This window comes from Halorussus rarus, from assembly GCF_003369835.1.
Taxonomy (GTDB): domain Archaea; phylum Halobacteriota; class Halobacteria; order Halobacteriales; family Haladaptataceae; genus Halorussus; species Halorussus rarus.
Genome location: NZ_QPMJ01000002.1, coordinates 350,997 through 370,176 on the forward strand (window position 1 = coordinate 350,997; position 19,180 = coordinate 370,176).

Genomic DNA, 19,180 nt, shown 5'->3' on the forward strand with positions numbered 1-19,180 from the left:
CGCGGTCGGGAGGCTCCCGCCGGGCCGTTCGCCGTCGGCTCGTCTCCGAGACGGCGGATAGTTCATAATATTTAACTTATCGGACGGGTTAAGTGACGAGCATGTCTGACGTCGTCACGCCGCGGACCGTGGGAGCGGCGATCGCCCTCGCCGTTCTCGGAATCGTGTTCAACACGACGCGTCTCGAACTGACCGGAACGGCACTGCTGACGTGGGCCGTCGCGAGCGTCGCGCTGGCCTTTCTCCTCGTCCACGGCGTCAAGTACCTCCGGTTGAACACCGTTCGGTGAGGGACCATCCGTCTCGCGTCCCGCCGGACTCATTACCCGCGGCCCCGAACCGGCGGATATGCGAGACGAGGAGGAGATCCGCGAGCAGTACGAGTTCCTGAAGGAGCACCTCGACGACGAGAACATGCGCCACGAGGGCGTCCGACAGATGTTCACGTACTACAAGCGGGCGCTCGGCTGGGCGCTCGAAGAGGAGCACATATGAACCACCTAACAATTCTGAAGAATGCTGGCGCGAGGGCTCCGGAGTCCCCGCCTCACGCCCGTACCGGAACAGGACACCGGCGGCGTTAGGTTTAAGTTCATAGGGCGATTTGGTTCAGGTGACGCTTCGCTTGGAGGGCCGAAGCGTCAGCGGGGACCAATTCAGGGCGGCAAGCGGTTCGCGGGGCTTTTTCACCCCCGCGTTTTCCGCTTCCTTTCCATATCCTTTCGGAGACTACGACTCGACAGAGACGGGTCCGTCTTACGACGATTCACGTACTCCGGAGCTTCTGGTGTGGGTTCCGTATCCCGGGTGGCGGAGCCAACCGAGAGGACGCTCAGTTCGGGCGACGTGACTACTCGATGTCCAGCGAGCCGCCGGTCCCGCCGTCGCCGTCCTCGTCCCACTCCAGTTCGAACTCGACGCTGAGTTCGCCCGGTCCGCCGCCACCCGGCGTCTCGCGCTCGGCCTTCACCTCGAAGGTCGGCTGCGCCGGCGGGTCGAGGGTGACCGACTGGTCGCCCGCCGACAGCGTCAGGTCGCCGCCCGACTCCAGTTTCTCGGCGACGGTCCGGAGGTACGCCGCGACGTCGTCGCGGGACAGCCGATTCTCGGATTTGAACAGGACTTCCTCGGGCATACGCCGAAAGAGGAGCGCCAGCCGTTTAAGTTCGCCGCCGGTCGTGACGACGGACGGAGAGGTCGACGGAGCGACAGCGGGACGCCCGACACGTACCGCGGCGGTTACACGCCGAGAGTCGGCCACGCGGGGCCGTTATCTTCATTTCGGTCGGCGGCCTAGCTGACACGTTACCGATGTACGACTTGACAGGTTTCCAGAGGGATTTGCTGTACGTCATCGCGGGGCTGGACGAGCCACACGGCCTCGCCATCAAGGACGAACTCGAGGGCTACTACGAGAAGGAGATCCACCACGGCCGGCTCTACCCGAACCTCGACACCCTCGTCGACAAAGGACTCGTCGAGAAGGGCCAGCGCGACCGCCGCACCAACTTCTACACGCTGACCCGGCGGGGCGATCGCGAGATCGAGGCCCGCCGGGAGTGGGAGGCCCAGTACATCGATCTGAGCGTCGAGGCCTGAGCTGCGCTCGCGGACCGCGACGGCGCTGGTCGGCCTCGTCGCGAGTCTCGCCACCAGCATCGCGGCCTGGTAATATCTCGACCCCTACTCGTCTTCTCCGGCCTCCCGTTCGTCCCCACCCTCTCTCGCGGCGGGGGCGAGCGTCCCGACGCCGGCGGCGGGTCGGTCGCCCCGCCGCCGGCGAAGGAGTGTCCCCGCTGCGGCTTCCGGATCCGCGACACCGAGTTCACCTACTGCCAGCGAGACGGGACGGGCCTGGAACGTCGCTAGCTACCCGTCCGACGGTCGGCGCGTGGGCCCGTCCGAGTCGGTCTCGTCGCTCGCGAAGTCGTCGCCGGCCGGCGCCTCGTCGTCGTCGCGCGCGTCGGAAGCGTCTGCCGCCCCGTCGTCCACGGGTTCGCCGCCGTCGACGCCCACCTCGTTCGCCGGATGCGTGTCGGTGGGTTCGGGGTCGAAGAGGTAGGTCGGGTCGACCGCCCACGGCCGGATCGGCTCGCCGGCGACCAGTTCCGGCAGGACGATGCGGACGAAGTGAACGACCAGCACGAGCAGCATCGGCCCGAGGAAGATGCCGTACCAGCCGAACAGCAGCGGGCCGAAGATGTACGCCAGCATCACGAGCCCGACGTGGAGGTTCCGGCCCGAGACGTACGGCCGGAGCACCAGATCCGGAATCGTGTCCACGACCACGAACGAGACCATGAAGAACAGCGCCGGGAACCAGAGGAACGTCGGGTCGGCAACCGCGGTCTCGAGACCGAGGTAGGCCGACACCGGGAAGTACACCAGCTTCATCCCGACAATGGGGATGAGGCTGGCCGCGCCGGTCAGCAGGCCCAGCAGCGTCGGGTACGGCACCACGAGCTCGGTCGGGGCGATCATGTTGAGCACGTTGTACGAGGCCGCGCCGATGGTGCCGGTCAGCAGCGCGTTCAGGATGTTGCCGAAGAAGATGCTGTTGAAGTCCCGGTCGACCGCCCGGACGTACGACTCGACGACCCCGCCCTCGTCGCCGAACTGCCGGCGGAAGAACCGCGAGAGCCGGTGGTCGTCCCGGAGCAGGTAGAACGCGATGGCGATCATCACGAACAGGTGCAGCAGGCCGTTGCCGATGAAGCCGACGTACTCCAGCGCCGACCGGCCGATGTCCTGCAGCAGCGCGGGGTCCGGGTTCGCCAGCAGTTCGTCGGGCCGCAGCGCGAGCGACGACACGCCGATGTACGGCTCGATGGTCTCCTGGAGCCCGGTGATGTCGGTCCGCCGCGCGATCTTGTCGAACTCCTGGAGCGCTATCGCGGCGGTGTAGGTCATCAGCAGTAGCACCGGGAGCGCCAGCGCGAACAGTGCGGTCGCGGCGGCAAGGCTCGGCGGCCGGACCCGCCGGCGGAGCCGCCGGTACACCGGCCGGGTCGCGTAGTAGATGAAGACGCCGAAGACGAAGGTGCCCACGAACGAGTAGACGACGTACAGCACGGCTGCGCCGAGCGCGAGCCCGACGAGCCACCACGCCAGTCGCCCCCGGTCGAAGTCCAGCCCGCCGACCATACCGTTGGGACGGTGGGCCGGTGGTAAAAATGTTCGCAGTCGGAAGCGTCCGGCCGGACGGGCGACGAGGTCGCGGTGGCCTTGACCGGCCTGGGGAGAGATATTTATACCTACATAGCAATAGTGAGAGAAGTGCCGAGTATCGTCGACTTCCTCACGCAGGTGCCGCTGGACAGCAACGTCGTGCGCATCGCCATCGCGGCCGCGCTGGGGCTGTTCCTCGGGCTGGAGCGCGAGTGGTCCCACAAGCCCGCGGGCATCCGGACGTTCACGCTCATCAGCCTGCTGGGGGCGGTGTTCACCGTGCTCGACAGGAACGTCCTGCTGCTGCTGGGCGGGCTACTCGTCATCGTCCAGGGCGTCCTGCTGGCCGCGCAGGGGCTGCTGGCCGACGACGACGAGGAGGTGGGGCTCTCGCTGACCACCTCGGTGTCGATGCTGGTCGCGTTCGGCGTCGGCGCGCTCGTGATGGACGGCTACATCCTCGTCGGGGTGACGGTGGCGGTGCTGTCGTCGCTACTGCTCGTCCTCAAGCGCGAACTCCACAGTTTCGCGTGGGGAATGTCCCGCGAGGAGCTCCGGTCGGCGGTCGAGTTCGCCATCCTGGCGTTCGTCGTCTACCCGCTGCTGCCCGACGAGCAGTTCGCCTACGGCATCGAGCCCCGGACGGTCTGGCTGATGGTCGTCACGGTGGCGGGCATCGGCATCGTGAACTACGCCGTCGTCAAGACCTACGGCGGCCGGGGCATCGCCGTCACCGGCTTCTTCGGGGGGCTCGCCTCCTCGACCGCGGTCGTCGGGACCATGCTCGACCACGTGAACCAGCGCCCCGAGGCGGCCTCCTACGGCGTGGCAGCCATCCTGCTGGCCGACGCCGCGATGGCGGTCCGGAACCTCGCCATCGCGCTGGCGTTCACCCTGCCGAGCAACAAGCCCGTCCTCTACGGCGCCGTGCTGCCGCTGGGCGCGGTCATCCTCGGCAGCGTCGCCATCGCGGCCTACACCGCCGACTGGTCCCAGCACGTCGACATCGACCTCGAGAGCCCGTTCTCGCTCCGGAACGCGCTGGGGTTCGGCGCCATCTTCCTGCTGGTCATCGCTGGTGGCGCGCTCGCCCAGCAGCAGTTCGGCTCGGCCGGGTTCTACGTGACCGCCGTGCTGTCGGGGCTGGTCTCGAGCGCAGGGGCGACCTCCTCGGCGGTCCTGCTCTACATGGGCGGCACCATCGACCACCAGACGTCCGTGCTGGGCATCCTGCTGGCGACCGCCTCCTCCATCACGGTCAAGGCCGCGCTGACCCTCTCGGCGCCCGACCGGTCGTTCGCCTACCGGGTCGCGGCGTGGAGCGGCGTCCTGCTCGCAGGGTCGGCGGCCGCCGCGGTGTTGGCGGCAGTTTGAATCAGACGGAGCGATTCGAAGCTGTTGCAAGTTTTGTCCGTATCGAAACGAACCAATTCAATTAAAGGGTGGGTCTCCATACCTCGTCGCATGGACCGAGACACCGCGGAACCCAGCGTCGAGGAGATGCCAGGAGAGCGGGCCCGGGAGTGGGCTGACTACCACCACCGGTTCTCCGCGCCGAGCACCTACGTCTACGACTTCGTCTGGGACTTCACCGCCGAGGCCGAGGGGCCGTTCTGCACCGACGTCGACGGCAACGTCCTGCTCGATTTCACCAGCCACGTCGCGGCCGCGCCGCTGGGGTACAACAACCCCAAGATCATGGAGAAGTTCGAGGAGTTCGACCTGGTCGACCCCACCAACATCGCCGGGCAGGACTTCTACGCCGCCGGCGGCTGGCCGCCAGAGGACCCCGAGCTCCCCGGCCCGACCCAGCTCATGGAGCGCATCACCGACCTGACCGCCGACTACGACCTCGACACCGTCTTCCTCTCGAACTCCGGGGCCGAAGCGGTCGAGAACGCCATCAAGATCTGCTACGCGCAGGGCGGCCACCGAGCGTTCACGTTCGACGGCGCGTTCCACGGCCGGACGCTCGGCGCGCTCTCGCTCAACCGCTCGAAGGTGAACCACCGGAAGGGCTACCCCGAGATCGGCGGCGTGATGTCGGTCCCCTACCCCTCGACCGACGAGGGCTACGAGCGCAAGTGGCTGACCGACGGGCCGGGCGGCAACGTCGTCGCCGACAAGCTCGACCCCGAGCGGGGCGTCGTCGACCCCGACGAGGTCGCGTTCATCATCCTCGAACCTCTCCAGGGCGAGGGCGGCTACCGCGTCCCCCACGACGGGTTCGTCAGCGACCTCGCCGACATCCGCGAGCGCTTCGGCGTCAACGTCGTCGCCGACGAGATTCAGTCCGGGCTGGGCCGGACCGGCGAGATGTGGGGCGTCGACCACCTCGACCTCGAACCGGACGTCATCACCTCGGCCAAGGGGCTGCGGGCCGGCGCGACCGTCGCCAACGCCGACCTGTTCCCCAAGGAGAAGGCCCGGCTCTCCTCGACGTGGGGCGCCGGCAAGATCGTCGACGCGATGCAGGGCGTGTTCACCATCGACGCCATCCGCGAGCACGACCTGCTGGCCAACGTCCGCGAGCGGGGCCGCCAGTTCCGCGAACTGCTCGAGGACGCCGACCTGCCGAACGCGGTCGACGTCCGGGGGCGCGGCCTGATGCTCGCGGTCGAGTTCGACACCAAGGAGCGCCGCGAGGCGGTCGTGAAGGCGGCGCTGGAGCGCGGCCTCCTCACCCTGGGCTGCGGGTACAAGACGCTCCGACTCCTCCCGCCGCTCGACGTCACCGAGCGCGAGATCGAACTCGGCTTCGACGTGTTCCGCGCGGCGGTCGAGGACGTGGCCTGAGCCGGCGGTTTCTCGACCGACTACTCCTCGGAGGCGTGGCGCTCGACCGCCTCGCCGAGGTCGAACTCGGTCTTGAGCTGGAGCCGGGGGAACTGCCCGACGACGCCGGGAGACCCGGGCTTCTGGGTCGACGTGCGGTCGATTATCGCCGAGACGTCCGCGTCGAGTCGCTCCTGGAGCGCGCGCTTGAGGGCGGGCCCGTCCTCCCGGGACTCCAGTATCGCGTCGACCACCGGGGTCCGCGGGCGCACCTCGAGCACCTCGGGGCGCTCCGCCAGCCACGCCGTCAGTTCGGGGTAGGACTTCTCGCCGAGGGTGTCGGCGATCGCGGCGTAGGTGCCGGTGAGGTCGGCGAGCCGCCAGTACCGGGTGAGCGCGTACTCGTCGACGACCTTCTGCCGACGGGTCGCCCGGTACGCGCGCCTGATGACGCCCGAATCGCCGAGTCGGTCGTAGTCGGCCTCGAATCGGACCCGGCGCTCCTCGTCGGAGTCGCCGTCCGGGGTCCAGGTCGCGTGCCAGAGATACATAGCGGCGGCTATCAATGCCCCGTTATCAATTTTTACCTTCGGGGAAGTCCGGGAGAGAATCGAGCATAGGGAACCGACCCAGGAACCGAACGACGCGCGGGCCGGTACCGTCACCGTGAGCCTCCCGCCGAGAAGATTGATAATCCCCATCGCCGAACCCTCAGCTATGTATCAACTCGGCGACTCGCTCCGCGAGGAGCCATCGCTGGCGACCCGGCTGCTCGCGGCCCTCCGGAGCCGCGTCGCGGGCGCGCTCGGCGTCCTCGCGGTGGTTGCGGTGGTCGCGCTCCCGGACCCGCTCCCGGCGTACCCGCCCGGCACCTACGCCCTCGTCGGGGTCGCGCAGGGGGTCGGCCTCGCGGTCGCGGCAGAGAACATCGTGTGGCGGCCCGCGCGGCGGTTCGACCTCGGGCGGGCGAGCAGGCGCGTGGGCGCGGTCGCCGGGGCCGCGGCGCTGTTCGTGGTGGCCATGGCCGCCCTCGGCGTCGACCTCGGGCCGCGCGACCGGGCGCTGCTGGCGGGGTTCCTGCTCGCCGGACCCGCCGCCATCGCCGCCGTCGACTACCTCAAGGCCCGGGTCCGGGCCGACCTGCTCGCGGCCGAGTTGCCCGACCGCGAGTAGGGGCCGTCGATGTCGTTCACCGCGGATGGCCCCGCGGCGTGAGCTTTTAGTCCGCCGGCCGACTCCCGACACGGTATGAGTCAACTCGCGGCGCGCGAACCCGACGTGCGGCGGTTCGAGGCGACGGTCGCCGAGGTCGACGGCCGGACCGTCGCGCTGGACGAGACGTACTTCTACGCCGAGAGCGGCGGCCAGCCCGCCGACCGCGGCACGCTGGCCGGGACCGAGGTCGAGGACGTCCGGAAGCGCGACGACGGGACCGTCGTCCACCGTCTGGCCGACGACCCGGGCGTCGAGGCGGGCGAGACCGTTACCGCCGAAATAGACGACGAGTTCCGGACCTACTGCGCCCGGGCACACACCGCGAGCCACGCGCTCTACGGCGCGGGCCGGCGAGTGCTCGACGACCTCGGCTACGGCGGGTTCGACATCGGCGAGCGCAAGGTCAGGGTCGACTTCACCACGTCGACCGACATCACCGACGAGACGCTCGCGGAGCTCGAGCGCCTGACGAACCGGGCAATCTGGGACTCGCTGCCCGTCTCCTGGGAGGAGATTCCAGAGGCCGAGGCCCGCGAACGGGACGAGGTCGCGTTCAACACCAAGACCGAGGAGGGCGTGATGAGCGAGGCCGACGCCGTCCGCGTGGTCGAGATAGAGGGGTGGGACTGGGCGGCCTGCGGCGGCACCCACGTGACCAACACCCGCGAGATCGGCCCCGTCACCGTCCTCGACAGGTCGAACCCCGGCGAGGGGCTGACACGGGTCGAGTTCGCGGTCGGGCCGACCGCGGTCCGCCGGCGGGCCGACGACGCGCTGGCCGCCCGCGAGGCCGCGCAGACCCTCGACGTCGGCGTCTCAGAACTGCCCGAGGCCGCCGAGCGCGTCGTCAGGGAGGCCGAGGAACTCGAAGCCGACCTCCGCGACGCCAGGGAGGAGCTGCTGGACGCCCGCCTCGCCGACCTCCGGGCGGACCCCGTCGAGCGCGACGGTGGCGAGTGGCTGGTCGGGACGGTGTCGGCGTTCGGTCCGAACGAGGTCGCCGACCGCGCCAGGGAGCTGGTCGCCGGCGACGCGGGCGGATCGGACGACGGGTCCGGCGCGCCCGACGCGGTGGTGCTCGCGGGCACTGACGGCGGGACGTTCGTCGTGGCCGCGACCGGGGGCACCCCGGACGCCGGCGAGGTCGTCGACGAGGTCACCGTCGAGTTCGGCGGCGGGGGCGGCGGCAGTCCGGCGTTCGCCCAGGGCGGCGGGCTGGACGCGAGCCCGGCGGAAGTCGTCGCGTTCCTGCGAGAAGAGCGACGACGATAACGTCGTCGTTCGGCGAGTATCGGCGACCGCATCAAGACTTATTCGAGTCGATTCACTATCGCGGATATGAGCGAACCGGCGGAGACGGCCGGGGCGGAGTTCTGGAGGGACGCCGACGAGGAACGGGCCCTCCAGCGATACCGGACGCTCGTCAACGCCATCGACGACGGGATATACCAGCTCGACGCCGAGGGTCGCTTCGTCGCGGTCAACGACGTCGTCGTCGAGACGACGGGGTACGCCAGGGAGCGGCTGCTCGGCGAGCACGTCTCGGTGCTCCTCGACCCCGACGACGTCGCGGCCATCGAGCGGGAGATCGGCCGGCGGCTCGCGGGCGACGACGAGCGCTCCACCACCTTCGAGTTCGACGTCCGGACCGCCGACGGCGGCCGGATCGCGTGCGAACTGCGGCTGAACCTGCTTGTCGAGGACGGCGCGTTCCGGGGAACGCTCGGGGTCGTCCGGGACGTCTCGGACAGGCGCCGGACCGAGCGAGAGCTCCGCCGGCGCGAGCGAGAGTTCGAGCGCGAGAGCAGCCTGACCGACGAGATTCTGGAGGCCAGCCCCGTCGGCGTCGTGGTCCGGGACGCCGACGGCACGGTCACGCGGGCCAACGAGCGGGCCGAGGCGCTGTTCGGCTTCGACGAGGGCGAGGCGGCGGCGGTTCCGTCCGACGGGCGACCGGTCTTCGACGAGCGGGGCCGGCCCGTGCCCACAGACGAGCGACCCTTCGCGCGGGCGCTGGAGACGGGCGAGCCCGTCTACGACCGGGTGCTCCAGGTCGAGCGTCCGGACGGCGAGACCCGCTGGCTGTCGGTCAACGCCGCGCCGATACCGGCCGACGACGGTGCGGTCGACCGGGTCGTCACCAGCTTCGAGGACGTCACGGCGATGAAGCGCCGGGAGCGCGAACTCGCCGACGAGCTCGACGAGATGTTCGGCCGGTTCACCGACGCGTTCTACGCGCTGGACGCCGACTGGCGGTTCACCCACGTCAACGACAGGGCCGAGGAGCTCATCGACTACCAGGGCGAGGGGCTGATCGGCGAGACCCTCTGGGAGGTGTTCGAGTGGGCCGAGGACTCGCGGCTCGGGGAGGAGTACCGCGAGGCGATGGCGACCGGGGAGCCGACCACCTTCGAGTTCTACTACCCCGAGCCGCTGGCGGCGTGGTACGAGGTCCACGCCTACCCCTCCGAGACCGGGCTGTCGGTGTACTTCCGGGACGTCACCGAGCGCAAGGAGCGCGAGCGCAGACTGGAGGAGTCCGAGCGCCGCTATCGGACGCTGGTCGAGCACTTCCCGAACGGCGCGGTCGCGCTGGTCGACCGGGACCTCCGGTACGTCAGCTTCGGCGGGACGCCCGAGGTAGCGGGCGTGAGCAGGACCGAGCTGGAGGGGAACCACCTGCGCGAGGGACTCCCCGAGGAGCTGGCCGACGTCGTCGTCCCCCGCTACGAAGCGGCGCTCGACGGCGAGACCGCCTCGTTCGAGGAGCGCGTCGGTAGCGGGGTCTACCAGTTCCACTTCCTCCCGGTCCGGGACGACGACGGCGAGGTGTTCGCCGCGCTCGGCATGTCTCAGGACGTCACCGACCAGAAGGAGCGCGAGCGCGACCTTCGTGAGGCCAAGTCCCAGCTCGAGGCCGCGGCCGAGGCCGGCGCGGTCGGGACCTGGGAGTGGCACATCCCGGAGGACGAGTTCATCTGCGGCACCTCGTTCGCGCGGGCGTTCGGCGTCGACCCCGAGGCGGCCCGCGAGGGCGTCTCGATAGACCGGTTCGTCACGGCCATCCACGAGGACGACCGCGACCGGGTCGAGCGGAGCATCGACGAGGCCGTCGAGACCTGCGGCGACTACGAGGAGGAGTACCGGGTCCGGAACGCGGACGGCGAGCTCCGGTGGGTCGTGGCCCGCGGCCACGTCGAGTGCGACGAGCAGGGCAACCCCGCCACGTTCCCCGGCGCGCTCGCCGACATCACCGAGCGCAAGCGGGCCGAGCGCGAGCTCGAGGAGCACCGCAAGCAGCTCGAGACGCTGTTCGAGGTGCTCCCGGTCGGCGTCCTGGTCGCGGACGAGGACGGCAGCATCATCGAGGCCAACGAGGCTGCCAAGCGCATCTGGGGCGTCGAGTCGTTCGAGGCCGAGAGCGTCGACGACTACGAGCGCTACCGGGCGCGGTGGGCCGACACCGGCGAGCGGGTCGCACCCGAGGAGTGGACGCTGGCCCGCGTGCTCGACGGCGAGGAGGTGACCGAGCCGGACGTCTTCGAGATCGAGGCCGCGGACGGCGAGCGCAGGGTCATCATGGCCCACGGGATGCCGGTCCGCGACGCCGACGGGGCGGTCGCCCGGGGCGTCGCCACGCTGACCGACATCACCGACCGCCGGGAGTCCCAGCGCCGGCTCGAGGAACACAACGAACGGCTCGAGAGCTTCGCCAGCATGCTCGCCCACGAGCTGCGCAACCCCGTCACCATCGGCCAGATATACGGCCAGCAGCTCCCCGCCGACGAGGCGCCGGAGGCTGTCGAGTACGTCACCGAGGCGTTCGACCGCATCGAGGACATGATCGACGTCATGCTCATACTGACCCGGGGCCGGGACGCGGTCGGCGAGAGCGAGCCGCTGTCGCTGGCCGACGTCGCGCGGGACGCGTGGGAGGGCGTGACCGCGCCCGAGGCGGCCCTCGAGGTGGAGGTCGACGAGGTGCTGGCGGCCGACGAGACGTACGTCCGCCACCTGCTCCGCAACCTGTTCGAGAACGCGGTCCAGCACGGCGGCCCGGACGTCACGGTCCGGGTGGGCGCACTCCCCGAGGCCGGAGACGACGCCGACGAGGGCGCGGCGACCGACGGCACAGCCGGCGAGGCCGAGACGGTCCACGGGGAGGCCGCCGGCTTCTACGTCGCCGACGACGGCGACGGCATCCCGCCGGAGGACCGCGAGGCGGTGTTCCAGACCGGGTTCACCACGGCGTCGAACAACGGCGGCACGGGGCTCGGGCTGGCCTTCGTCGAGGAGCTCGCCGACGTGTACGGATGGTCGGTCGGCGCGACCGAGAGCGAGGCCGGCGGCGCCCGGTTCGAGTTCAGGGACGTGTGGCTGGGCGCCGACGAGTAGGCCGGCCGGGCGGACCGCGCCGGAAGCACTCGGCGGCGGGCGGGCCGCCCGTTTCGCCCCCGTTCGCACTCGGCTCAATCACCCACACAAAACCACGATATAGAAGGCCGTTCAAGTTTCAAGAACACCAATCTCCCCGGACGGCTGCCGTTTGTTACTCCCTAGCGAGCCCGCGCGACGTACACCGAGAGTGATACGTTCCGCATAACAATAGCCGGGGAACCCCTCGGTTGTCGTATGAACCCTCCCGGGTTTCCCCCCAATGCGGGAGTGGTCGTTCCGGCAATCGGCACGGCGAGCAGCACGGCCGGGCTCCGCTCGCTCGGCCGCCGCGGCGTTCCGACGATCGCCGTCTCCGAGAACGCGACCCCGCCTGGGTTCGCATCCAAGTACTGCGACGAGACCGTCTCCGCTCCCGACCCGACCGTCGACCTGCTCGCCTACGAGCGGGCGCTGGTCGACCTCGCCCGGCGCGACGACGTCGGGACCGTCCTGCCGTTCCGAGAGGAGGACGTGTACGCGCTGGCGCGGAACCGCGAGGCGCTGACCGACCACGTGGGCGCGCCGTGGCCAGACCTCGACGCGCTCCGGCAGGCGCAGGACCGCGTCGAGCTGTTCGCCGCGGCCCGGCGCGCCGGCGTGGGGATGCCCGTGACCCGGCCCATCGACGAGTGGAACGACCGGGACCGCGACGTCATCGTCAAGCCGCGCTACACCGTCCACGCCGAGGAGTACGCCGACCGGTTCGACGAGAGCCGCGCCCAGTGGAGCTCCACCAGGTACGTCGGGCCCGACGAGACGCTCGACCGCGACGAGCTGGTCGCCGAGATGGGCCACGTCCCGCTGGTCCAGGAGTACGTCCCCTCGCCCGACGAGTACGGTTTCTTCGCGCTGTACGACGAGGGCGAGGCGGTCGCGACGTTCCAGCACCGCCAGCGCCGGGGGTGGAAGTACTCGGGCGGCCCCAGCGCCTACCGGGAGTCGGTCGACATCCCCGAACTCGAGTCTGCGGGCCGGCGCCTGCTCGACGAACTCGACTGGCACGGCGCGGCGATGGTCGAGTTCCTCCGGGACCCCGACACCGGCGAGTTCAAGCTGATGGAGGTCAACCCCCGGTTCTGGTCGTCGCTCCCGTTCACGGTCCAGGCCGGCGTCGACTTCCCCCACCTCTACTGGCGCCAGGCCGGCGGCGAGACCGTCGACCGGGCGCCCGACTACGAGGTCGGCGTCGCCGGCCACCTGCTGCGGGGCGAACTCCTCCACCTCCGCAGCGTCGCGGCCGACGACTTCCCCCTCGTCGAGCGGCCCTCGCTCGCGCGTCGGGCGCTGGAGATCGGCGCCTCGCTCGTCCGGCACCCGCGGTTCGACTACCTCAGCGCGGACGACCCGGGCCCGTTCGTCCGGGACCTCCGTAACACCGTCGCGACGTTCCGCGGTGACCGGGCGACCGCGTCGCCGGCGTCCGCAGCGGTCGAGGACCGACCGTCGGGGGTCCGCGTGGCCCTCCAGACCCTGCTCCGGCGATAGGGGGTGTGACAGTGAACCCAGGACAGTCGTCGCTCGACGCGGTCCTCGAACTGCTGGCGGACCGCCGGCGCCGGTACGTGCTCTACCACCTCGCGGGGGTGGGCGAGGACCGGACCCTCGAAGTCGAGAACGTCGCGGCCCGGGTCGACGAGTGGGAGCGCGAGTGGGACGCTGCCGGGAGAACGGACGCGGCGAAGACGCACGCGGTAGACGCGGACGCAGAAGACGCAGACGAAGCAGACGCGGACGCCGCGGACCGGCGGGAGCGGGTCCGCGTCGACCTGCATCACAACCACCTGCCCCGGCTGGCGGACGCCGGGCTGGTCGACTACGACGGCCGCACGGGGACGATCCGGAGCTGGGAGGCGCCGTCGCTCGACCGCCGGATCTCGGACGATTCCGAGGAGCTCCCGCGCCTCCGGGCGCTGTTGGCGGGCGAGAATCCGATGTGCGCGGCGAACGACGACGAGACCGGGGACGAAACTGCGGGCGAGGAGTGCCGATGACCGCCGCGACCGACCACGGAGCGTCTCGATGAACCCGACCACGATACGGATCCGGAAGCGACGGTACGACGGGCTGGCCGACGCCGTCGCCGGCCTCCTCGCGAGCTACGGCGTCGCGGAGCCCCCGGACGAGGACTTCGACGTCGAGACGCTGGCCGGCGCCGGGGCGTTCGAGGAGTTCGACGTCCTGCGCGACCTCGCGGTCCGGCTCGGCGAGGGCGAGCCGGTCGAGCGCGACGGCGAGGCGTTCGTCGAGGTCGAGGTCAGCGCCCACCACCTGGTCGCGGCGACGGCCGCGCTTCCGGACCTCGTCGCCGCCTCGGACCTCCCGGAGCCCGAACTCCGGGTCGTGGTCGAGGGGCTGTGCCAGGAGTACCTCCTCGCGCGCAGCGGGCAGTCGCGGGACGGGGGCGGGTGACCGGGGTGGGAGTGCGAGGAGGAGTCGCCGGAACGGGGAACCCAGAACGGGGAACTCAGAACAGGCAACTTTTTCCACGCACTCCCCGACAGGTCGGACATGGAGCTCTCCGACGAGCAACGGGCCATCCGGGACGTGGTTCGGGAGTTCGCGGTCGAGGAGATTCGCCCGACCGCGGCCGAGTGCGACGAGGACCAGCGGTTCCCCGAGGAGGTGTGGGACGGACTGGCAGACCTCGACATGACCGCGCTCACGGTCCCCGAGGAGTACGGCGGCCTCGACGTCGACCGGATGACGTACAGCGTCGTCAACGAGGAGGTCGCCTACGGGATGCTGTCGGTGGCGACCGCGCTGTCGGTCCACTCGCTGGCGACCTCCTGCATCGCGGAGTTCGGCGACGCCGACCAGCGCGAGCGGTGGCTCCCCGACATGGCCGAGGGCCGACCCGTGGGCGCGTTCGCGCTCTCGGAGCCCCAGGCCGGGTCGAACCCCGCCGAGATGACCACCGAGGCGAAGCGGGAGGGCGACGAGTACGTCATCGACGGCAAGAAGCAGTGGATAACCAACGGCGAGCGCTCGGGGGTCGTCGTCCTGTTCGCCAAGACCGATCGCGAGGACCCCCGGTCGGTCACGCAGTTCGTCGTCCCGAAGGACGCGGACGGTCTGGAGGTCGGTAAGAAGGAGGACAAGCTCGGCCTCCGGGCCAGCGACACGACGAGCCTCGTCTTCGACGACGTGCGGATTCCCGCGGAGAACCGACTGACCGAGGAGGGCAGGGGGCTCTCGGCGGCGTTCCACATCCTGACCGGCGGGCGCATCGGCATCGCCAGCCAGTCGGTCGGGCTCGCGCAGTCGGCGCTCGACGAGGCGGTCGCGTACGCGCAGGACCGCGAGCAGTTCGACAGGCCCATCGCCGACATCCAGACCATCCGGCACAAGATCGCCGACATGAAGACCCGGCTGGAGGCCGCCCGGCTACTGACTCGGGACGCCGCCCGGAAGGCCGACCGGGGCGAGGACGTCGAGATGGCCGCCAGCATGGCGAAGTACTTCGCCAGCGAGGCCGCGGTCGACGTGACCAACGAGGCGGTCCAGATCCACGGCGGCTACGGTTACACCACCGACTTCGACGTCGAGCGCCTCTACCGGGACTCGAAGATCACGACCATCTACGAGGGGACCAGCGAGATACAGAAGAAGGTCATCGCCCGGAACGTGCTGGAGTAAGTTACCGCTCGGCACGCCCGGCGGAGCGCAGCCGACCCGCGACCGCCGCCGGAACCCGGTCGCGAACAACGGTCGAACCACCGGCACGTTTATTAATTCCGACCGGAACTGAACGAACGAGATGGTCGTCTCCGAACCCTCCGCGCTCGTCGACTTCCCGGCGGACGCGGCACTGGCGGCGGCGCGCGAGGAGGCCGACGCCGCGGTGGGCCTCTGCGTCGAGTACACGCCCGAGGAGTTCCGGACTCTCTACGCCGACGAGCAGACGGTGGCGCTGTACGGCGGCGACCGGGAGGCGATGGCCGACCACTTCGAGGAGGTCCACTCGTTCGTCCACGTCGACTTCACCGAGCGGGACCTGTTCGCCGACATCTTCCGGAGCGCGGGCGAGGTCCGGTCGTTCGTCACCGTCATGGACCACGTCGCGCTGATCCGAGTGCTGGTCGGTCAGCAGGGGCTGTTCCTCGCGGTCGACCCCGACGCAGACGTCACCGCGCTGGTCGAGGCCGTGGAGGCCGAGGTCCGGTGACCGCTCGCGCGGGACGACGGGCGCGCCGTCCGAAGCGACCGATACCCCTTTTTCGCCGGTGGTCCTACCGCGAACCGTGACCCGAGACGACGCCGGAACGCCGGTTGCGGACGGCGCCGGGCCCGACGACCCCGCGGCGGTGGTGTACGACCTCGACGGCACGCTGGTCCGCCTCGACGTCGACTGGCAGGACGTCGAACGCCGGCTGGTCGCCCTGCTGGAGCGGGAGGGCGTCGACGCCGACCCGCTGAGCGCGTGGGACCTCCTCTCGGCTGCCGAGGACGCGGGCGTCGGCGACGAGGCCGACGAGCTCATCGCCGAGGCCGAGCGCGAGGGCGCCCGAGTCTCCGAGCGCCTTCCGCTGGCCGACGAACTGCTCGCCCGCGAGATTCCGGTCGGGGTCTGCTCGCTCAACCACGAGGCCGCGGTCCGCATCGCGCTCGACCGCCACGACCTCGGACCCCACGTCGGGAGCGTCGTGGGTCGAGGCACCGTCCCCCACCGCAAACCCCACCCGCGGGCGCTGCTCGCGACGGTCGAGGAACTCGGCGTCGCGCCCGAGGACGTGCTGTTCGTCGGCGATTCGGCCAGCGACGAGGAGACCGCCGAGCGCGCCGGGACGCGGTTCGAGTGGGTGTAGCGACGCTCGACATCCAAGCCGCGACGGTCAGTGACGCAGTCCACGAACGGCGCCCTGTGACGCAAGTCACCGTCCGGGTGGACTGAAAGGGGCCGCCCGGTCGCGTTTACCTGGTCGCCTGGCCGACCCCTATCCGAAGCAGTCACGCGAGCGGAGCGAGCGTGACCTCGGAAATCGCAGCCGAGGAGCGAAGCGACGGGGACCGTCTTCCGGCGAGCGCAGCGAGCGGAGGATATGTCGCTGAGCGACCGTCTCGTGAGCGAAGCGAACGAGACCTCGGAAGTCGCATGCCCGCGCAGCGAAGCGAGCAGGAACGTCTTCCGGTGGCGACCGGGCGGGGGCTTTCGGGAACGTCTTCACTGTGCCTCGGTAGTCGTTCTGGTTCTATCCTACAGTTACCAGAATACAAAGCGACAACAGGAGACAGAGAACTGCGACGCTAGAAGAACCAATAGACGATCACGACGCCGAATCGGACGCGTCCTCCATCCGCCGAGCGTAGAGGAAGACGGCGACCGCGACGACGAACCAGACCAGCGCGCCGACCCGGACCGCGAACGACACCCGCGACGTCCAGGTCGGCAGCGAGACGCCGACGACCCACGACAGCAGCGCGACGACGGGCGCGCCGACCACGATAGTGAGGACGAAGGTGGTCTGCATCACCCACCCGTAATCGACGCCCTCGGGGTCGTGGGTCTCGACTGGTTCGGGCACGGTTCGAAGGCGCGGCGCTCGGGGCTTAAACCTTGTAGATTTGCGGCGTCCCGCGCGACTGGGGCTCGGTTCGCTCGGCCGAGCCGGTCCGGAGCCCGTCGTCGGCTCGCCGAGCCCCTTCAGTATTGTAGTCTCCGCGCAATACTTACGGCTGTGACCCGTACCTCCGTCCGTGAACGCGACTGCACTCGTCGCCCTTCAGACGGGCGGCGGCCAGATGGGGAACGGAATGGGACCGGGAGGATGGGGGTTCGGATTCGGGTTCGTCGGTCTCGCGGTGATGCTGTTGCTCGTCGGAACCGCGGTCTACCTCGTCGTCCGCGCTCTCTCGACCGGCGGCGAGACGCGGACCGCCGGCGCGCGGACCGATACTACCCGGCAGACGACTGGAGGCGGGGGCGATGAGGACCCGGCGCTCGCCGAGCTCCGAGAGCGGTACGCCCGCGGCGAGATCGGCGACGAGGAGTTCGAGCGCCGCGCCCAGCGACTCCGCAACGAGGGGGACTCGCCCCGATGACCGACGAACACCGCGCGACGCGACGTGCCGTCCTCCGGGCGGTCGGAGCCGCCGGCGTCGCCGGACTCGCCGGTTGCGTCTCGGAGTCGACCGAGCAGAACGACGGCGACAGGAGGGCCCTCCGAAACGACGCCGACGGTACCGCCACGCCCCGGCAGACGCCCTCGGGACCCGCCGACGAGACGTTCCGGCTCCGGGCCGCGGAACGCACCGTCCGGCCCGGTCCGGACGCCCGGACGCGGAACTGGGTGTACGACGGGCAGTTCCCGGGTCCGGAGCTCCGGGTCGAGGAGGGCGACCTCCTTCGGGCCGAGGTGACGAACGAACTCCGGGAGGGGACCACGATTCACTGGCACGGCGTTCCGGTGCCGAACTCCCAGGACGGCGTGCCGGGCGTGACCCAGGAGCCGATCGGGACCGGTGAGACGTTCAGCTACCGGTACCGCGCGGAACCGGCCGGGACGTACCTCTACCACAGTCACGTCGGCCTCCAGCTCGACCGAGGCCTCGGCGGTCCCCTCGTCGTCGAGGAGGAGTCGCCGCACGTCGAGTACGACCGCGAGTACGTGGTCCTCCTCGACGATTACCTCGACGGCGAGCCCCGACTGCCGTCCGGGTTCGGCGGTGGCGGAAGAGGCGGAATGGGCGGGGACGGCCCCGGCGGTGGCGGCCGGGGTGGGAACGGCGGTCCCGGATCGGGTCCCGACGGCGGGATGGGTCGGATGGGCGACCATCGGCCACCGTACGAAGGGCTGCTGGTCAACGGCCGTCTCCCGACCGACCCGCCGACGTTCGACGTGAGCGAGGGCGAGCGCGTCCGGTTCCGCTTCATCAACGCGAGCAGCGCGACGACGTTCCGGGTCCGTCTGGCGGGCCACCAGTTCTCGGTCAGTCACGCCGACGGCCGCCCGGTCGAACCGGTCGCGGTGGACTCGTTCGCCTTCGGAAGCGGGGAGCGATACGACGCGGTGGTGACGGCGGACGACCCCGGCGCGTGGGAACTCCGGGCGGACGCGGTCGACGGCGACGAACCGGCCGCGCGTGCGGTCCTCGCGTACGAGGGGAGCGGGAGCGAATCGCCGGAGTCGGTCTCGTCGGGCGGCCGCCGGCTACAGTACGAGGACCTGCGCGCGCTGAATCCGATTCGGGGCATCGGCGGCGAGCCCGACCGGCGCTTCGACCTCACGCTGTCGAGGGGCATGGGCGGCGGCTACGAGTGGCTCATCGACGGGCAGGCGTACCCCGACGCCGACCCGCTCCGGGTGTCGGCGGGCGACCACGTCCGAGTCCGGATGGTAAACCGCAGTCCGGTCGTCCACCCGATGCACCTCCACGGCCACTTCTTCCAGGTCGGCGACGCCGTGAAGGACACCGTCCTCGTCCCGCCGCGCATGGGGGAGGTGACCTTCGACTTCGCGGCGGACAACCCCGGCGACTGGCTGTTCCACTGTCACAACCTCTACCACCTCGAGGCCGGAATGGCCCGGGTGGTGACCTACGGCTGAGTTCGGCCCGCCGCGGACCGTCTATCGCGCCGAAAACCCTC

The 19,180-nt window shown here is 70.3% G+C and carries 20 protein-coding genes; 16 read left to right on the forward strand and 4 right to left on the reverse strand.

All coding sequences use genetic code 11. The annotated features are described in order from the left end of the window. Positions 1-101 precede the first annotated feature (101 nt). Positions 102-290 (forward strand): hypothetical protein, encoded by a 189-nt coding sequence (locus DVR07_RS09995; protein WP_115796908.1) that lies wholly within the window; start codon positions 102-104, stop codon positions 288-290. Positions 291-348: 58 nt separating this feature from the next. Next, positions 349-495: a hypothetical protein gene (locus tag DVR07_RS22080; protein ID WP_165881746.1), complete on the forward strand. Its 147-nt coding sequence runs from the start codon at positions 349-351 to the stop codon at positions 493-495. 355 nt (positions 496-850) lie between these two features. Here DVR07_RS22080 and DVR07_RS10000 read toward each other — a convergent pair whose 3' ends face one another. Beyond that, the gene (locus DVR07_RS10000; protein WP_115796910.1) at positions 851-1,135 is read right to left on the reverse strand and encodes an amphi-Trp domain-containing protein; all 285 of its coding nucleotides are present in this window, start codon (positions 1,133-1,135) and stop codon (positions 851-853) included. A 176-nt stretch (positions 1,136-1,311) separates the two neighbouring features. Here DVR07_RS10000 and DVR07_RS10005 point away from each other — a divergent pair, with 176 nt between their 5' ends. Next, positions 1,312-1,599, forward strand: coding sequence for a helix-turn-helix transcriptional regulator (locus tag DVR07_RS10005; protein WP_115796912.1), 288 nt, complete (start codon positions 1,312-1,314; stop codon positions 1,597-1,599). A 270-nt stretch (positions 1,600-1,869) separates the two neighbouring features. On the opposite strand, the gene DVR07_RS10010 is transcribed toward DVR07_RS10005, so the two are convergent. Next, on the reverse strand, positions 1,870-3,144 hold the full coding sequence (locus DVR07_RS10010) for an AI-2E family transporter (RefSeq protein WP_115796914.1): 1,275 nt from the start codon (positions 3,142-3,144) through the stop codon (positions 1,870-1,872). Positions 3,145-3,276: 132 nt separating this feature from the next. On the opposite strand from DVR07_RS10010, the gene DVR07_RS10015 reads away from it, so the two are divergent. Further along, positions 3,277-4,542 carry an MgtC/SapB family protein gene (locus tag DVR07_RS10015; RefSeq protein WP_115796916.1) on the forward strand — a complete coding sequence of 422 codons (1,266 nt, stop codon included), beginning with the start codon at positions 3,277-3,279 and terminating at the stop codon, positions 4,540-4,542. Between the two features lie 90 nt (positions 4,543-4,632). After that, positions 4,633-5,964: a class-III pyridoxal-phosphate-dependent aminotransferase gene (locus DVR07_RS10020; RefSeq protein WP_115796918.1), complete on the forward strand. Its 1,332-nt coding sequence runs from the start codon at positions 4,633-4,635 to the stop codon at positions 5,962-5,964. Positions 5,965-5,984: 20 nt separating this feature from the next. Here DVR07_RS10020 and DVR07_RS10025 read toward each other — a convergent pair whose 3' ends face one another. Further along, on the reverse strand, positions 5,985-6,494 hold the full coding sequence (locus DVR07_RS10025; RefSeq protein WP_115796920.1) for a hypothetical protein: 510 nt from the start codon (positions 6,492-6,494) through the stop codon (positions 5,985-5,987). A gap of 166 nt (positions 6,495-6,660) precedes the next feature. On the opposite strand from DVR07_RS10025, the gene DVR07_RS10030 reads away from it, so the two are divergent. From DVR07_RS10030 to DVR07_RS10070, 9 genes are all read left to right on the forward strand, one after another. Next, positions 6,661-7,116: a hypothetical protein gene (locus DVR07_RS10030; RefSeq protein ID WP_115796922.1), complete on the forward strand. Its 456-nt coding sequence runs from the start codon at positions 6,661-6,663 to the stop codon at positions 7,114-7,116. A gap of 75 nt (positions 7,117-7,191) precedes the next feature. Then, a complete protein-coding gene (locus tag DVR07_RS10035; RefSeq protein WP_115796924.1) occupies positions 7,192-8,430 on the forward strand; it encodes an alanyl-tRNA editing protein in 1,239 nt (412 codons plus the stop codon). Positions 8,431-8,496: 66 nt separating this feature from the next. Then, the gene (locus DVR07_RS10040; protein ID WP_115796926.1) at positions 8,497-11,553 is read left to right on the forward strand and encodes a PAS domain S-box protein; all 3,057 of its coding nucleotides are present in this window, start codon (positions 8,497-8,499) and stop codon (positions 11,551-11,553) included. Positions 11,554-11,823: 270 nt separating this feature from the next. Beyond that, positions 11,824-13,080, forward strand: a complete 1,257-nt coding sequence (locus DVR07_RS10045) for a carboxylate--amine ligase (protein ID WP_240318871.1) — start codon at positions 11,824-11,826, stop codon at positions 13,078-13,080. A gap of 11 nt (positions 13,081-13,091) precedes the next feature. Next, positions 13,092-13,586: a DUF7344 domain-containing protein gene (locus DVR07_RS10050; RefSeq protein ID WP_193570126.1), complete on the forward strand. Its 495-nt coding sequence runs from the start codon at positions 13,092-13,094 to the stop codon at positions 13,584-13,586. 28 nt (positions 13,587-13,614) lie between these two features. Continuing rightward, positions 13,615-14,004 (forward strand): hypothetical protein, encoded by a 390-nt coding sequence (locus DVR07_RS10055; RefSeq protein ID WP_115796930.1) that lies wholly within the window; start codon positions 13,615-13,617, stop codon positions 14,002-14,004. Between the two features lie 99 nt (positions 14,005-14,103). After that, positions 14,104-15,231, forward strand: coding sequence for an acyl-CoA dehydrogenase family protein (locus tag DVR07_RS10060; protein ID WP_115796931.1), 1,128 nt, complete (start codon positions 14,104-14,106; stop codon positions 15,229-15,231). A 121-nt stretch (positions 15,232-15,352) separates the two neighbouring features. Next, on the forward strand, positions 15,353-15,760 hold the full coding sequence (locus tag DVR07_RS10065) for a hypothetical protein (protein WP_115796934.1): 408 nt from the start codon (positions 15,353-15,355) through the stop codon (positions 15,758-15,760). Positions 15,761-15,836: 76 nt separating this feature from the next. After that, positions 15,837-16,400, forward strand: a complete 564-nt coding sequence (locus DVR07_RS10070) for an HAD family hydrolase (protein ID WP_115796936.1) — start codon at positions 15,837-15,839, stop codon at positions 16,398-16,400. Between the two features lie 459 nt (positions 16,401-16,859). Here DVR07_RS10070 and DVR07_RS10080 read toward each other — a convergent pair whose 3' ends face one another. Further along, the gene (locus DVR07_RS10080; RefSeq protein WP_115796939.1) at positions 16,860-17,117 is read right to left on the reverse strand and encodes a DUF5822 domain-containing protein; all 258 of its coding nucleotides are present in this window, start codon (positions 17,115-17,117) and stop codon (positions 16,860-16,862) included. Positions 17,118-17,289: 172 nt separating this feature from the next. On the opposite strand from DVR07_RS10080, the gene DVR07_RS10085 reads away from it, so the two are divergent. Next, on the forward strand, positions 17,290-17,634 hold the full coding sequence (locus DVR07_RS10085; protein ID WP_240318872.1) for an SHOCT domain-containing protein: 345 nt from the start codon (positions 17,290-17,292) through the stop codon (positions 17,632-17,634). After that, positions 17,631-19,139, forward strand: coding sequence for a multicopper oxidase family protein (locus tag DVR07_RS10090; RefSeq protein WP_115796941.1), 1,509 nt, complete (start codon positions 17,631-17,633; stop codon positions 19,137-19,139). Before DVR07_RS10085 ends, DVR07_RS10090 begins: the two co-directional genes overlap by 4 nt. The last annotated feature ends 41 nt before the right edge of the window (positions 19,140-19,180 follow it).

Coding starts and splice junctions, on each gene's coding strand:
- DVR07_RS10025 (WP_115796920.1), bottom strand. CDS start 6,494: ATGTATCTCTGGCACGCGACCTGGACCCCGGACGGCGACTCCGACGAG.
- DVR07_RS22080 (WP_165881746.1), top strand. CDS start 349: ATGCGAGACGAGGAGGAGATCCGCGAGCAGTACGAGTTCCTGAAGGAG.
- DVR07_RS10065 (WP_115796934.1), top strand. CDS start 15,353: ATGGTCGTCTCCGAACCCTCCGCGCTCGTCGACTTCCCGGCGGACGCG.
- DVR07_RS10040 (WP_115796926.1), top strand. CDS start 8,497: ATGAGCGAACCGGCGGAGACGGCCGGGGCGGAGTTCTGGAGGGACGCC.
- DVR07_RS10090 (WP_115796941.1), top strand. CDS start 17,631: ATGACCGACGAACACCGCGCGACGCGACGTGCCGTCCTCCGGGCGGTC.
- DVR07_RS10010 (WP_115796914.1), bottom strand. CDS start 3,144: ATGGTCGGCGGGCTGGACTTCGACCGGGGGCGACTGGCGTGGTGGCTC.
- DVR07_RS10000 (WP_115796910.1), bottom strand. CDS start 1,135: ATGCCCGAGGAAGTCCTGTTCAAATCCGAGAATCGGCTGTCCCGCGAC.
- DVR07_RS10035 (WP_115796924.1), top strand. CDS start 7,192: ATGAGTCAACTCGCGGCGCGCGAACCCGACGTGCGGCGGTTCGAGGCG.
- DVR07_RS10030 (WP_115796922.1), top strand. CDS start 6,661: ATGTATCAACTCGGCGACTCGCTCCGCGAGGAGCCATCGCTGGCGACC.
- DVR07_RS10055 (WP_115796930.1), top strand. CDS start 13,615: ATGAACCCGACCACGATACGGATCCGGAAGCGACGGTACGACGGGCTG.
- DVR07_RS09995 (WP_115796908.1), top strand. CDS start 102: ATGTCTGACGTCGTCACGCCGCGGACCGTGGGAGCGGCGATCGCCCTC.
- DVR07_RS10060 (WP_115796931.1), top strand. CDS start 14,104: ATGGAGCTCTCCGACGAGCAACGGGCCATCCGGGACGTGGTTCGGGAG.
- DVR07_RS10020 (WP_115796918.1), top strand. CDS start 4,633: ATGGACCGAGACACCGCGGAACCCAGCGTCGAGGAGATGCCAGGAGAG.
- DVR07_RS10005 (WP_115796912.1), top strand. CDS start 1,312: ATGTACGACTTGACAGGTTTCCAGAGGGATTTGCTGTACGTCATCGCG.